11 protein-coding genes and 1 riboswitch are annotated in these 13,478 nt (G+C 71.6%); of the genes, 8 read left to right on the plus strand and 3 right to left on the minus strand.

Features of this window, described 5'->3' with window-relative positions:
• Positions 1-21: 21 nt before the first annotated feature.
• The 7 genes from K7C20_RS24670 to def all read left to right on the plus strand — a co-directional run bounded on the left by K7C20_RS24670 (position 22) and on the right by def (position 7,242).
• Positions 22-654: an alpha/beta hydrolase family protein gene (locus K7C20_RS24670; RefSeq protein WP_053209411.1), complete on the plus strand. Its 633-nt coding sequence runs from the start codon at positions 22-24 to the stop codon at positions 652-654.
• Between the two features lie 326 nt (positions 655-980).
• Positions 981-1,676, plus strand: a complete 696-nt coding sequence (locus tag K7C20_RS24675; RefSeq protein WP_030081772.1) for a sigma-70 family RNA polymerase sigma factor — start codon at positions 981-983, stop codon at positions 1,674-1,676.
• Positions 1,673-2,074, plus strand: a complete 402-nt coding sequence (rsrA, locus tag K7C20_RS24680) for a mycothiol system anti-sigma-R factor (protein WP_030081771.1) — start codon at positions 1,673-1,675, stop codon at positions 2,072-2,074. The genes K7C20_RS24675 and rsrA overlap by 4 nt, the downstream gene beginning before the upstream one ends.
• A 188-nt stretch (positions 2,075-2,262) precedes the next feature.
• Complete coding sequence (locus K7C20_RS24685; protein WP_053209412.1) at positions 2,263-3,729, plus strand: HD-GYP domain-containing protein; 1,467 nt, start codon at positions 2,263-2,265, stop codon at positions 3,727-3,729.
• An 86-nt stretch (positions 3,730-3,815) separates the two neighbouring features.
• Positions 3,816-5,087 (plus strand): HD-GYP domain-containing protein, encoded by a 1,272-nt coding sequence (locus K7C20_RS24690; RefSeq protein WP_107083425.1) that lies wholly within the window; start codon positions 3,816-3,818, stop codon positions 5,085-5,087.
• Between the two features lie 440 nt (positions 5,088-5,527).
• Positions 5,528-6,529, plus strand: coding sequence for a tetratricopeptide repeat protein (locus K7C20_RS24695; protein ID WP_053209430.1), 1,002 nt, complete (start codon positions 5,528-5,530; stop codon positions 6,527-6,529).
• A gap of 68 nt (positions 6,530-6,597) precedes the next feature.
• Positions 6,598-7,242, plus strand: coding sequence for a peptide deformylase (gene def, locus K7C20_RS24700; protein ID WP_030081766.1), 645 nt, complete (start codon positions 6,598-6,600; stop codon positions 7,240-7,242).
• 49 nt (positions 7,243-7,291) lie between these two features.
• On the opposite strand, the gene K7C20_RS24705 is transcribed toward def, so the two are convergent.
• The 3 genes from K7C20_RS24705 to K7C20_RS24715 all read right to left on the minus strand — a co-directional run bounded on the left by K7C20_RS24705 (position 7,292) and on the right by K7C20_RS24715 (position 12,824).
• Positions 7,292-9,238: a transglycosylase domain-containing protein gene (locus K7C20_RS24705; protein WP_030081764.1), complete on the minus strand. Its 1,947-nt coding sequence runs from the start codon at positions 9,236-9,238 to the stop codon at positions 7,292-7,294.
• A 98-nt stretch (positions 9,239-9,336) separates the two neighbouring features.
• A complete protein-coding gene (locus tag K7C20_RS24710) occupies positions 9,337-10,389 on the minus strand; it encodes a ribonucleotide-diphosphate reductase subunit beta (RefSeq protein ID WP_030081762.1) in 1,053 nt (350 codons plus the stop codon).
• Complete coding sequence (locus tag K7C20_RS24715; protein WP_030081760.1) at positions 10,389-12,824, minus strand: ribonucleoside-diphosphate reductase subunit alpha; 2,436 nt, start codon at positions 12,822-12,824, stop codon at positions 10,389-10,391. The genes K7C20_RS24710 and K7C20_RS24715 overlap by 1 nt, the downstream gene beginning before the upstream one ends.
• A 162-nt stretch (positions 12,825-12,986) precedes the next feature.
• A riboswitch (cobalamin riboswitch) is annotated at positions 12,987-13,139 on the minus strand.
• A 156-nt stretch (positions 13,140-13,295) separates the two neighbouring features.
• Here K7C20_RS24715 and K7C20_RS24720 point away from each other — a divergent pair.
• A complete protein-coding gene (locus K7C20_RS24720) occupies positions 13,296-13,433 on the plus strand; it encodes a hypothetical protein (protein ID WP_209443955.1) in 138 nt (45 codons plus the stop codon).
• Positions 13,434-13,478 lie beyond the last annotated feature (45 nt).

Raw genomic sequence — 13,478 nt, forward strand, 5'->3', positions numbered from 1 at the left:
GGGCGTATGAGCACAGGGGCGATGGAGACCGAGACGGTCGCGACACCGGCGGGCGACGCCCGGATCACCTGGCACCGCGACGCCACCCCGGCGCGGGCCGTGGTGGCCGTGAGCCATGGCGCCGGCGGGGGCATCGAGGCACGCGATCTGCGGGCCCTGGCGGCCGCGCTGCCGGCCCGTGGGTACACCGTGGCGCTGGTCGAGCAGCCGTGGCGGGTGGCGGGCAAGAAGCTGGCGCCCGCGCCGAAGACCCTGGACACCGGCTGGACCGCGCTGTGGCCGGCGCTGGAGAAGCCGGGGCTGCCGGTGGTCGCCGGCGGCCGCAGTGCCGGTGCCCGGGTGGCCTGCCGTACGGCGCGGGACCTGGGCGCCCATGCGGTACTCGCGCTCAGCTTTCCGCTGCATCCGCCGGGCCGGCCGGAGAAGTCCCGGGCCGACGAGCTGACCGGCGCCGGGGTGCCGACGCTGGTCGTCCAGGGCGGCCGGGATCCGTTCGGCCGGCCGGGGGAGTTCCCGCCGGGGACGGAGATCACCGAGGTGGCGCACGGTGACCACGGCTTCGCGGTGCCGAAGAAGGCGGGCGTGGGCGAGACGGAGTCGATGGCCGTGATCACGGACGCGGTGGCGGCCTGGCTGGACGGGATGTTCGGCTGACCCTCCCGTCCCCTTGCCGCAGCGGCAAGCGGGTTTGCCGGTCCGGGTGCGGGTCCGGCACTCGGATCTTGGCGGCGGACTCGGGAATGCCCCGGCGGACGTGGCTGTTGTGCCAGGCGTAGTACTCGAGTACGTCCGGTGAAGCACGAGGAATGGGAGTCCGCCGCATGGGAATCGCTTGCCCGGCCCGCCCGGCCGCCGACCTGCCGTGGTCGCAGATGCAGGTGACGCAGCCCGCCCTGGCTGGAGCGGCGGCGGCACCGGATCGTCGTCTATTCTCCGAATCGAGTGGGTCCGCATCCGGATCCATGACGGGGTTGGAGGAGGTGGGTCCGGTCACCGGTACCGACGCAGGGACCGACGGCACGGCTGAGGAGAAGGCTCAGGAGAGCGCCGCCGAGCGCAATGCGCGCTTCGAGCGGGACGCGCTGACGTTCCTGGACCAGATGTACTCCGCCGCGCTGCGCATGACGCGCAACCCGGCCGACGCGGAGGACCTGGTGCAGGAGACGTACGCCAAGGCGTATGCGTCCTTCCACCAGTTCCGGGAGGGCACCAACCTCAAGGCGTGGCTGTACCGCATCCTCACGAACACCTTCATCAACTCCTACCGCAAGAAGCAGCGCGAGCCCCAGCGCAGTGCCGCCGAGGAGATCGAGGACTGGCAGCTGGCGCGCGCCGAGTCGCACATGTCGACCGGGCTGCGCTCGGCCGAGTCCCAGGCGCTCGACCATCTCCCCGACTCGGACGTGAAGGCCGCGCTCCAGGAAATCCCCGAGGAGTTCCGTATCGCGGTCTACCTCGCGGATGTGGAGGGCTTTGCGTACAAGGAGATCGCAGACATCATGGGGACACCCATCGGCACGGTGATGTCCCGTCTGCATCGCGGCCGGCGCCAACTGCGCGGCATGCTGGAGGATTACGCCCGCGAGCGCGGGCTGGTTCCGGCGGGGGCGGCGGCCGCGGACCCGCAGTCCGCGCGTACGTCGGAGTCGCACGACCGGAAAGGCTCGGGATCATGAGCTGCGGAGAGCCGCATGAGAAGGACTGCTCAGAGGTCCTTGATCATCTCTATGAGTATCTCGACCGGGAGATGCCCGCGGGGGAGTGCGCAGATTTCCAGGTGCATCTCGACGAGTGCTCGCCGTGCCTGGAGAAGTACGGCCTGGAGCAGGCGGTCAAGAAGCTCGTCAAGCGCTGCTGCGGCCATGACGACGTGCCCAGCGATCTGCGCTCCAAGGTCATGGGCCGGATCGACCTCATCCGGGCCGGGGAGACCGTGCCCGAGGTGAGCGTGCTCGAACAGGCCAAGAAGGAACAGGCCCAGCGCGAGCAGGCGGCCGCATCCGAGGAGGGGACCGGTCCGGCCGAGGCGACCGGTTCCACCGATGCACGGACCGAAACCGCGCGGGCCGAATAAGGCGGCACATCACCCTAAGGGGTGAGGGGCGGGGCGATTCGTCCCGCCCGATCCGCTGATGCACCTTCCCCGGTGCCCCAGCCCCTCTATTCTCACCGGACCCCAGCGCACTGCGGAGGCAGGGCGACGGGGTCTCTCTGCTCCTCAAGGGCGTGGGGGAGAGCGGTGGGCATGGTGAGGAGGGCGCGATGCGGGGACTTCCGGCGGCCGCGCGAGGGTATATCGGCTGCGCCACACTGGCCGCGGCGCTGTGTGCCGCCCCGGCGTCACGGCTCGGAGCCGGCGCCCCCTGGAGCAGCACCCTGGCCCTGGCCACCCTGTACGCACTGTGCGAACAGCTGCACCGCTGCCCGCTGCTGGGCGGCCGGGTGCCCTACGGCCCGGGTTCCGCCGGAGCGTCCGGCGGCTCCGTCACCGGCTGGGCCAGCCCCGTCCTGCTCGCCGGGGTCTTTCTGCTGCCGCCGCCGCTGGCCGCGCTGGCCGCCGTCCCCGGCGCGCTGACCGGGCCGGCCGAGGCGCGCTCGGCCGCCGCCCGCCGGCTCTGGCACGCCGCCGAGCTGGCGCTGGCCTGCTGCGCGGCCGCCCAGGTCTTCCGGGCCATCGGCCACCATCCGCTGTCCGCACCGCAGTTCCCCGTTCTGCTGCTGCCGGCCGCGGCCGCCGCCGCGACCTTCTGCGCGGTGCTCGCGGTGCTCGACGGCGGTGTGCTGGTCGCCGCCGAGCGGCACCCGCTGCGCACCGCCTGGCGCGGGGCGCTGACCCGTTCGCTGGGGCCGCATCTGGTGCACGGCCTGGCCGGGCTGATGATGGCGGTCCTGTGGAGCAGCTCGTACGGGCCCGTGGCGGCGCTGCTGGTGCTGCTGCCGATGTGCCTCTCGTGCTGGGTCTTCGCCCAGTACCACCGTGAACGCACCGCCCATCAGGCCACCATCCGTGCCCTCGTGCAGGCCGTGGACATCAAGGACCGCTACACCCGCGGGCACAGCGAGCGGGTCGGGCGTGCGTCGGTGATGATCGCCCGGGAGCTGGGCATGGCGGAGGACCGGGTGGAGGTGCTGCGGTTCGCCGGCATCCTGCACGACGTCGGCAAACTCGGCGTCCCCACCCGGCTGTTGCGCAAGGACGGGCCGCTGACGCCCGAGGAGCGCCGGGTCATCGAGCTGCATCCCGAGTACGGACACGAGATCGTGCGCGGTATCGGCTTCCTGGAGGAGGCGCGGGCGGCGATCCTGCACCACCACGAGCGGCTGGACGGACGCGGCTACCCGTACGGGCTGAGGGGCCGTCACATCCCGGAATGCGCACGGGTGGTGGCCGTCGCCGATGCCTTCGACGCGATGACCTCGACCCGCTCCTACCGCCGGGCCAGGCCGGTGCCGGCGGCCGTGGAGGAGCTGCGCAAATGTGCCGGGGAGCAGTTCGACGCGCGGATGGTCCGGGCGCTGGCGGCGTCGCTCGACCGGTACGGGTGGCACCCGGACCTGGTGACGGCGGCGGACGCGGAGGCCGGCGCGGTGCGCGAGGGGCAGGGCGGCGTCGCACGGCAGGGCGCCGTCACGGTGCAGGGGGCCGGGGAGCCGGCCGCCGGCGGGCAGCACCCGGCGCCGCGGCCCGGGTTGCGGCCCGAAGGAGCCGGGCGGGACGGTGCGCGGTGAGCGGCGTCCCGGAGGAGCCCCGGCCGGCCCGGCCGCCCGGGAGCCGGACGGCGGACGGCCGCGCCACCCGTCCTCCGCGCGCCGGGGTGCCGGCCACCCGGGGCGGCGCCGTGATCGCCGCGGTCTACGCCCCGGCCGGTGCGCTGGCGTGCTGGTCGCTCGGGCAAACGCTCTGGGAGGGCCTGGCCGAGCCCGGGATCGCGCTGGCCTTCGGGGTGCTGATCGCGGTGGGCGAGCTGGTGGGCTGGGGCCCCGCACCGGCGGCCGGGGGCGGGCGCGCGCCGGGCGAACGGGAGGGCGCACCGCTCGGTGCGGCCGGCGCGCTCGCGTACGCCCTGCTCGGTGAGGCCGGCGGGCGGCCGACGACCCATGGCGTACCGCAGACCGTCGCCGTGGTCCTGGCGGCCGGTCTGGTCGGACTCGTCCCGCAGATCGCCCGCGGCCGGGGACCGGCGCTGGACCATCTCGCCCGCCGGATGCTGACCATCGGCTTCGCCGCCACCTGCTTCCAGCCGCTCTACAACACCGGAACGTTGGGCACCTGGGTGGCCTCCGGGCCGGTCTATCCGCTCTTCATGACCGGCCTGATGGCGCTGACCGCGCTGTGCGACGCGGTGCTGGCGGCGGTGCTCGCCCGCGCCCGTACCGGCTGGCCGTACGGGCCGCTGCTGCGCGACGAGTTGCGGGCGCTGCCCGGGATCGGCTCGGCGATCTGTGCCACCGGGGTGGTGATCTCGCTGGCCACAGCGGTCGCCGGGCTGTGGGCGCTGCCGGTCTTCTGTCTGCCCCTGCTGCTGACCCAGTTCGCCTACCGCCGCTTCGCGGCCGTCCGCACCACCTACCGCCAGACCATGGCCTCGCTGGCCCGCTCCACCGAGATCGCCGGCTACACCCCGCACGGCCACGCCCGCCGGGTGGCCGCGCTCAGCCGCGCCGTGGGGCGCGAACTCGGGCTGAACGAACCGGATCTGGACGTTCTCGAATACGCCGCCCTGATGCACGACATCGGCCAGCTCTCGCTCCTGGACCCGGTGCCGGACGGCGCCACCTCGCCGCTGCCGCCCGCCGAACAGCGCCGGATCGCCCTGCTGGGCGGCGCCGTGGTCCGGCAGACCGGGGTCCCCGCGGAGGTCGCGGCGATCGTCGAGCGGCAGGCCGACCCGTACCGGGACCAACCGGTCACGGCGCGTATCGTCCGCACGGTCAACGCCTACGACGATCTGTCCGGGGAGTCCGCGGGACCCGGCGGCTCGCTGCGCGCCCTGGAGCGGCTGCGGCTGGCCACTGCCCAGGACCACGAGCCCCGGGTCGTCGAGGCGCTGGCCAGGGTCCTGGCGTGCGGTGGCCGGGCGGTGTGAGACGCCCGACTGTCGCGCCGGTGTCCGGCGCCGCCGGAGGGGCTGCGTCCGGTCTTCCGGCCTGTGCGACGCCCTCCCGCATGCGGTGTGGCCGGAAACGGGCCGTGGTCGGTCATCGGCGGTCATCGGCGGCCTGCCGGGGCCGTCTTCCGCCCGCGCGCGGGCGGCCTCCCCGTCGTGGAGCCTTCACAGACTGCCCGAGGTCGTGGAACCCATGGGTAATGAGCGGCCTCCGAGATGGGCATGGTTGGATGCGAAGGAAGCCCCTTTCAGGGGGTTCAGGGGGTCGGCGAAGGGCAAGGAGCCGCAGGGGGACCAGCAAACCAGGCTGAGCCCGACGGCAATCTGTGGCAGGTTGTCGAGTGGGCCCCTCAGAAGGCCCCGGACGCCGCTCGGGACCCCTCCTCAGCGGCATCAAGAGCAACCAGCAGGCGGGAATCGTGAGGATCTTCGGCAAGGTACGGCACCGGCCCTCCGCCTCGTGGCGGCAGGCGACCGACCGCGCTTTCACGCTGATCGGCGACGGCCGTTACGAGGACGCGGGGGCGCTGCTGACCCGTGCCGCGGACATGGAGCCGTGGCTGTCGGAGTCCTGGTTCAACCTCGCCCTGCTGCACAAGTTCCGGCACGACTGGGAGCAGGCCAGGGCCGCCGGGCTGCGCGCGGTCGCGCTGCTGGACCGCGAGACCGGGGCGCCCGACTGGTGGAACGTCGGTATCGCCGCCACCGCCCTGCAGGACTGGCCGCTGGCCCGCCGTTCCTGGCAGGCCTACGGCCTCAAGGTCCCCGGCACGGGCTCGCCGTCCGGCGAACCGCTCGGTATGGCCCTGGGCAGCGCCGCCGTCCGGCTCTCCCCGGAGGGCGAGGCCGAGGTGGTCTGGGGGCGCCGGCTGGACCCGGCCCGTATCGAGGTGCTGTCGATCCCGCTGCCGTCCTCCGGGCGGCGCTGGGGCGAGGTGGTGCTGCACGACGGCGTCCCGCACGGCGAGCGGACCACCGCCGCGGGCGCCGACGGTGCCACGAGGGCCTATCCCGTCTTCGACGAGATCGAGCTGTGGGCGCCCTCCCCGGTCCCCACCTGGGTGGTGCTCCTGGAGGCCGCCACGGAAGCCGACCGGGACGCCCTGGAGCGGCTGGCGGCCGATGCGGGCTTCGCCGCCGAGGACTGGTCGTCCTCGGTCCGGCTGCTGTGCCGTACGTGCTCGGAGAGCCGGATGCCCAGTGACGAGGGCGACGGCGAGCATCTGGACCCGCACGATCACAGTGAGCCCGGTCACCCCGGGCCGCTGGGACACCGCACCGCCGGTTCGGGCTCGCTGTGGGTGCCGGAGCGCGAGTGCGGCATCGCGGCGCCCGCCGCCCTGGTGCGCGGCCTGCTGGACGGCTGGGTCGCGGACAGCCCGGACACCCGGGAATGGCGGGATCTGGAAGAGGTCTGCTGAGAGTCCGACCGCGCCCCCGTAGGCTGTAGGGCGACTACTCAGGGTTTTCAGGAAGGCGTACGGCGGAGATGGCCCAGCAGCCTGTGTTTGATCAAGACGGTGACCAGCGCGTGGACGAAGCATTCATCGACGACGTCACGGACGCCGAGGAGCGGGAGACCGCCCACCGTGAGCGCGGCACCTCGCGGCCGATCACGGTCGTCGGCAACCCCGTGCTCCACAAGGAGTGCAAGGACGTCACGGAGTTCGACGACCAGCTCGACCGGCTCATCGACGACATGTTCGCCAGCCAGCGGACCGCCGAGGGCGTGGGCCTGGCCGCGAACCAGATCGGTGTGGACCTGAAGGTCTTCGTCTACGACTGCCTGGACGACCAGGGCGTCCGGCACGTCGGCGCGATCTGCAACCCGGTGCTGGACGAGCTGCCGGCCGAGCGCCGGATCCTGGACGACTCCAACGAGGGCTGTCTGTCGGTGCCCGGCGCCTACGCCTCGCTGGCCCGCCCCGACTACGCCGTGGTCCGCGGCCAGGACGCCAAGGGCGAGCCGGTCGCGATCGAGGGCACGGGCTACTTCGCGCGCTGCCTCCAGCACGAGACCGATCACCTCTACGGCTACCTCTACATCGACCGGCTCAGCAAGCGGGACCGCAAGGACGCGCTGAAGCAGATGGCCGAGCTGGAGCCGCGCTACCCCGTCGTCGCCAACGACTGACGCGGGCGGAGCGGGGCGCCCGGCCCGGCGGCCGGACGGCCCCGCTCGCTCATGGCGCCTGCTGGTAGGCGCGCCAGATCTTCGGCGGGATGCTCGTCCCCAGCCCGGTGTCCTCACCGCCGACGCCCTGCATCGGCAGCAGCTCGGGCGCTCCCGGCTTGTTGCGGAACATGGTGACGGCGGTGGTCGGCTCGTTGTCGTCGACGGCACCGGGCACACGGCCGGGGCGGACACCGCCCCACTTCTCCGGTCCGGGACCGAAGTCCGGGCCGACGCCCGCCGGGCTGCCGATGAACCAGGCCGACTTCATCCGGTCACCCCGCTCCGTGCGGCCGGCCGCGACCGGCTGCTGGGCCGTCCCGCCGTCCTGCACCAGGCTCCGCCAGCCCACCCCTTCCAGGGCGCTGGACACCTGCTGGGCGACCCCGGCATCGAGGACCTGCTCGGGCTCGCGACGGTGGATGCCGGGTACCTTCTGGCCGTCGTGGGTCATCTCGGACACCGCGTACGGGTCGGTGTGCAGCCCGCCGTTGGCGAAGGTGGTGTAGGCGCTCGCCATCCGTATCGCGCTGGGGGCGGAGGTGCCCAGCGGGAAGGTCTGCTCCAGGCGGGCCATGCTCTCCTTGCGCAGCCCCGCGGCCACCGCGAGGTCCCGGATCCGCTCCAGCCCGATGCGCTGCCCGGCCTGCACGAACGGCGGGCTCTCGGCCTTCATCAGCGCGCTGCTCAGATCCGGCACGGCGGTCTTCTGATCCACCACCGGCTGCGCCGTGGCGTCCGCCGGTGCGCCGTCCGGCCGCTGGAGTGCGGCCGCCAGCACGAACGGTTTGAAGGCGGAGCCGGCCGGGACCGCGGTGGTGTCCGCGTTGTTGCTGAAGTGCCGGGTGGCGTCCGCGCCGCCGTAGAGCGCGACGATCGCCCCGTCCTTGGGGCGCACGGAGGCCGCGCCGACCTCCACATAATTGTCGGCCGCCCGCTGCTGCGGATCGATGTTCTCCCGGCGGACGTCCTTCACGGCCTTTTCCAGCCGGTGGGTGCGCTGTTTGTCGAAGGTGGTGTGAATGCGGTAGCCGCCGCGCGCGAGGTCCTTGTCGGTCAGTCCGGTGTCGGCCTTGATGAACTTGTTGGCGACATCGACGAGATAGCCGGTCTGGCCGGCCTGGCTGGTGGGCTTCGTCAGCCCCCGGGGCTCGGGGAAGGTGTCGTACTTCGCCCGCTCCTTCTCGCTCATCTTCCCGGTGGAGACCTGCCGGTCGAGTATCCACTTCCACCGTGCCACGGCCCGCGCGTGATTGGCCTCGCTCAGTCCGGGGTCGTACTGCTCCGAGCCCTTCAACAAGGCCGCCAGCATGGCGCCCTGGCTGGGATTCAGTTCCTTGGCGTCAATGCCGTAATACGCGTGGGCGGCGGCCTGGATGCCGTACGAACCACGGCCGAACCAGCTGGTGTTGAGGTAGCCGCGCAGAATCTCCTGCTTGGGCTTCTGGTTGCTCACCTTCAGCGAGATGATGAATTCCCGCATCTTGCGGGTGACCGTCTGGTCCTGCGAGAGATAGGTGTTCTTCACATACTGCTGGGTGATGGTGGAGCCGCCCTGGGTCTCCTCGCCGGAGACCATGTTGACCAGGGCACGGCCGATGCCCTGGAGGGAGACACCGGCGTCGGTGTAGAAGGTGGCGTTCTCCGCCGCGATCACGGAATTCTCGACGGAGTCGGGAACCTTGTCGAGGGTGACGTTCTGCCGGTTGACGGCGCCCACGCTCACCATCTGGCTGCCGTCCGCCCAGTAATAGACGGTGGCCTCCTTGCCCGCCAGCTCATTCTCGTTCGGGATGTCGACGTTCGCGTAGACCACGGCGAACAGCCCGGCCAGGCCGATGATGCCGAGCGAGAGGGTGCCGAGCCACTGGCGCCATGACGGCAGCCAGCGGCGCGGACCCTCCCGTCCCCGGCGTGGGTAGTCGATGAACCGGCGACGCTCCTTCGTGCCCTTCATGCACAGGTAGAGGTGACGGCCCTGGTTCCGGTTGCCGAGGTAACAGAACGCTCACAAACGGCGGACGGCGGGGGCGAAGGGGCGTCGCGGTACGTCTTCTAGAAGTCGTCGTCGAAGGAGACCGAACCCTCGACGGCGACCTGGTAGGCGGATGCCCGGCGCTCGAAGAAGTTGGTCAGCTCCTGGACGTTCTGGAGCTCCATGAAGGAGAACGGGTTCTCCGAGCCGTAGACCGGCGCGAAGCCGAGCCGCTGGAGCCGCTGGTCGGCGACGCACTGGAGGTATTCGCGCATCGAGTCGGTGTTCATGCCCGGCAGGCCGTCACCGCACAGGTCGCGGCCGAACTGGAGCTCTGCCTCGACGGCCTCCTTGAGCATGTCGGTGACCTGCTGCTCCAGCTTGTCGTCGAAGAGCTCGGGCTCCTCCTCGCGGACGGTGTCCACCACGGAGAACGCGAACTCCATGTGCATGGACTCGTCGCGGAAGACCCAGTTGGTGCCGGTGGCCAGGCCGTGCAGCAGGCCCCGCGAGCGGAACCAGTACACGTAGGCGAAGGCGCCGTAGAAGAACAGCCCCTCGATGCAGGCCGCGAAGCAGATCAGGTTCAGCAGGAAACGGCGCCGGTCGGCCTTGGACTCCAGCCGGTCGATCTTCTCGACCGAGTCCATCCACTTGAAGCAGAACTGGGCCTTCTCCCGGATGGACGGGATGTTCTCCACGGCCGCGAAGGCGGCGGCGCGGTCGTCCGGGTCGGGGAGGTAGGTGTCCAGCAGCGTCAAGTAGAACTGGACGTGCACGGCCTCCTCGAAGAGCTGACGGCTCAGGTACAGCCGCGCCTCGGGGGAGTTGATGTGCTTGTACAGCGTCAGCACGAGGTTGTTGGAGACGATCGAGTCACCGGTCGCGAAGAACGCGACCAGCCGGCCGATCATGTGCTGCTCGCCCGGCGAGAGCTTGGCGAGGTCGGCGACGTCGGAGTGGAGGTCGACCTCCTCCACGGTCCAGGTGTTCTTGATCGCGTCGCGGTAGCGGTCGTAGAACTCCGGGTACCGCATGGGGCGCAGGGTGAGTTCGAAGCCCGGGTCCAGGAGGTTCTTCGTGCCGGTGGTGGCGGTGTGGGCGGCGGCGTTCGTCTCGGGTGCGGTGGTCATTACTGGCAGGCCTCGCAGGACTCGGGGTTTTCCAGGGAGCAGGCGACCGCCTCGGGGTCGGTGGCCTGCTGCGGTACGGGCACGGGGGTGGCGGCGGCCCCGCCGCGCGCCGACTGCGCGATCCGGGTCGCCGGACGGGAACGCAGGTAGTACGTCGTCTTGATGCCGCGCTTCCAGGCGTAGGCGTACATCGAGCTGAGCTTGCCGATGGTCGGCGACGCCATGAAGAGGTTCAGCGACTGGCTCTGGTCGAGGTAGGGCGTACGGGCCGCGGCCATGTCGATCAGGGCGCGCTGCGGGATCTCCCAGGCGGTGCGGTACAGCGCCCGGATCTCCTCGGGGATCCACTCGACGTCCTGCACCGAGCCGTTGGCCTCGCGCAGCGCGTCACGGGTCCGCCCGTCCCACATCCCCAGGGCCTTGAGCTCCTCGATCAGATAGGCGTTGACCTGGAGGAACTCGCCGGACAGCGTCTCGCGCTTGAAGAGGTTGGAGACCTGCGGCTCGATGCACTCGTACACGCCCGCGATCGAGGCGATGGTCGCGGTCGGCGCGATCGCCAGCAGCAGGGAGTTGCGCATACCGGTCGCGGCGATACGGGTGCGCAGCGCCGCCCAGCGGTCGGCCCAGCGCGGCTCCGCGTTCGGGTAGTGGTCCGGGTGCAGCACACCGCGGGCGGTGCGGGTCGCGGACCACGCCTCGTGCGGGCCGTGCCGCTCGGCGAGGTCGGCGGACGCCTCGTACGCGGCGAGCATGATGCGCTCGGAGATCCGGGTCGACAGCTCCGTCGCCTCGGGCGAGTCGAAGGGCAGCCGCAGCCGGAAGAAGACGTCCTGAAGGCCCATCAGGCCCAGACCCACCGGGCGCCAGCGGGAGTTGGAGGCCCCGGCCTGCTCGGTCGGGTAGAAGTTGATGTCCACCACGCGGTCGAGGAAGGTGACGGCGGTGCGGACCGTGGCGTCCAGCCGCTCCCAGTCCATCTCACCGTTCTCGCCGAGGTGCGCCGCGAGGTTGACCGACCCGAGGTTGCAGACCGCGGTCTCCCCGTCGTTCGTCACCTCCAGGATCTCGGTGCACAGGTTGGACGAGTGCACGACCTGGCCGGGCTCGGCGGTCTGGTTGGCGGTGCGGTTGGCGGCGTCCTTGAACGTCATCCAGCCGTTGCCGGTCTGCGCCAGGGTGCGCATCATGCGGGAGTACAGCACCCGCGCCGGGATCTGCTTGAGCGCCCGGCCGTCGGCCTCCAGCTTGCGGTAGGCGGCGTCGAACTCGTCGCCCCACAGGTCCACCAGCTCCGGGGCGTCCGAGGGCGAGAACAGCGACCAGTCGGCGTCCGCCTCCACGCGGCGCATGAACTCGTCCGGGATCCAGTGCGCGATGTTCAGGTTGTGGGTGCGGCGGGCCTCCTCACCGGTGTTGTCGCGCAGCTCCAGGAACTCCTCGATGTCCGCGTGCCAGGTCTCCAGGTAGACACACGCGGCGCCCTTGCGCCGGCCGCCCTGGTTCACGGCCGCGACCGAGGCGTCCAGGGTGCGCAGGAACGGCACGATGCCGTTGGAGTGCCCGTTGGTGCCGCGGATCAGCGAACCGCGGGCGCGGATACGGGAGTACGAGAGGCCGATGCCGCCCGCGTGCTTGGAGAGCCGCGCGACCTGGTGATACCGGTCGTAGATCGAGTCCAGCTCGTCCAGCGGCGAGTCCAGCAGGTAGCAGGACGACATCTGCGGGTGGCGGGTACCGGAGTTGAACAGGGTGGGGGAGGAGGGCAGGTAGGACAGCGAGCTGGTGAGGCGGTAGAGCTCGGCGACGTCGTCCAGGGCGCGCTCGCTGTGGTCCTCGGCGAGGCCGCAGGCCACCCGCAGCAGGAAGTGCTGGGGGGTCTCGACGACCTGACGGGTGGTGGGGTGCCGCAGGAGGTAGCGCGAGTGCAGGGTGCGCAGCCCGAAATAGCCGAACCGGTCGTCGGCGCCGTCGGCCAGCGCCTTGTCGACCAGCGCGTCCAGACGGGCGGCATGGGTGCGCACGAACTCCGCGGTCTCGTCGGCGATCAGCCCCTCGCGGTGACCGACCTCGACGGAGGCGGAGAAGGCGACCGCCCCCTGTCCGGCCGCCTCCTCCGCGATGGCGAGCGTGAGCAGACGCGCGGCGAGCTTGGAGTACTGCGGCTCGTCACCGATCAGGCCGGCCGCGGCATCCGTGGCCAGCGACCGCAGTTCGGCCTCGTCGGAGCCCGCGTGCCGGCCGCGCAGGGCGGCGGCGGCCACCTTGCCGGGGTCGGTCGCGGTCAGATCCTCGGTCAGCTCGGTCAGGGTGCGCAGCAGGGCGACACCCGGACCGTCCTGGCCGGGCCCGCCGTCGGCGGTGCCGGCAGGCGTGGCTACCGCGGGGGGCACGACCTCGGCGTCTGACGCGGGCTCCGTTGGCGCGATGGTCACGTGCTGCTCTCCCTCACTCGGCGGGGGCCGGGAGGGGAGGGACGCGACGGGCGCACGCGGGCATGCGGCACCCCATGACGGTCAGGGGTGCGCGGGCACACCGCGCGGCGTCCACCGGCCCAACCCTCGGGGCCCGGACGTATCGACGTCCGCACCCATGGCGGTGCGGGCGTACCGTCGGCAGGTCTTCGGACTTCACGGGCGGCGTGCCGGGGCCGTGGTCCGGCCGGCCGAGCCCGCTCCAACACCGTTGCGGGACAGTTCCGGATTCCCACCGGATTCCCCTGCGGCGACAGCGAGGACGAGCATACATGTGGGGGTGGCCCTTCGCGTGCACCCCCATATCTAGTGTGTCGTGAGTGATCACGCAGTGCCTGTCAGTGGCCTCGGCTATGGTCGGTTTTACGTTCTCCGCCCTGCCGGGAGAAGAAGGAGCAACCTCCATCCCCGCTCGCCGACCGGCCGCACCTCATGGAGACCAAGCATTTCGAAGAGGTCGCCCGGGTGCTCGCCCGCCTGGAGAAGGGCGCGCGGCCGGAGTTCATCGACGGGAAGATGAGATTCACCTCCCCGACCCCGTCGGCATCCCCCTCGAAACCGAGCAGCTGAAGGACTGGGTGAACTGAACGGCCCACGCCAACGGGCTGCCGTGTC

This window comes from Streptomyces decoyicus (genome assembly GCF_019880305.1).
GTDB lineage: Bacteria > Actinomycetota > Actinomycetes > Streptomycetales > Streptomycetaceae > Streptomyces > Streptomyces decoyicus.

Excerpts from the sequence above, each read along its gene's own strand:
- K7C20_RS24685 (WP_053209412.1), top strand. The coding sequence starts at position 2,263 with ATGCGGGGACTTCCGGCGGCCGCGCGAGGGTATATCGGCTGCGCCACA.
- def (WP_030081766.1), top strand. The coding sequence starts at position 6,598 with ATGGCCCAGCAGCCTGTGTTTGATCAAGACGGTGACCAGCGCGTGGAC.
- K7C20_RS24670 (WP_053209411.1), top strand. The coding sequence starts at position 22 with ATGGAGACCGAGACGGTCGCGACACCGGCGGGCGACGCCCGGATCACC.
- K7C20_RS24710 (WP_030081762.1), bottom strand. The coding sequence starts at position 10,389 with ATGACCACCGCACCCGAGACGAACGCCGCCGCCCACACCGCCACCACC.
- rsrA (WP_030081771.1), top strand. The coding sequence starts at position 1,673 with ATGAGCTGCGGAGAGCCGCATGAGAAGGACTGCTCAGAGGTCCTTGAT.
- K7C20_RS24705 (WP_030081764.1), bottom strand. The coding sequence starts at position 9,238 with ATGAAGGGCACGAAGGAGCGTCGCCGGTTCATCGACTACCCACGCCGG.
- K7C20_RS24720 (WP_209443955.1), top strand. The coding sequence starts at position 13,296 with ATGGAGACCAAGCATTTCGAAGAGGTCGCCCGGGTGCTCGCCCGCCTG.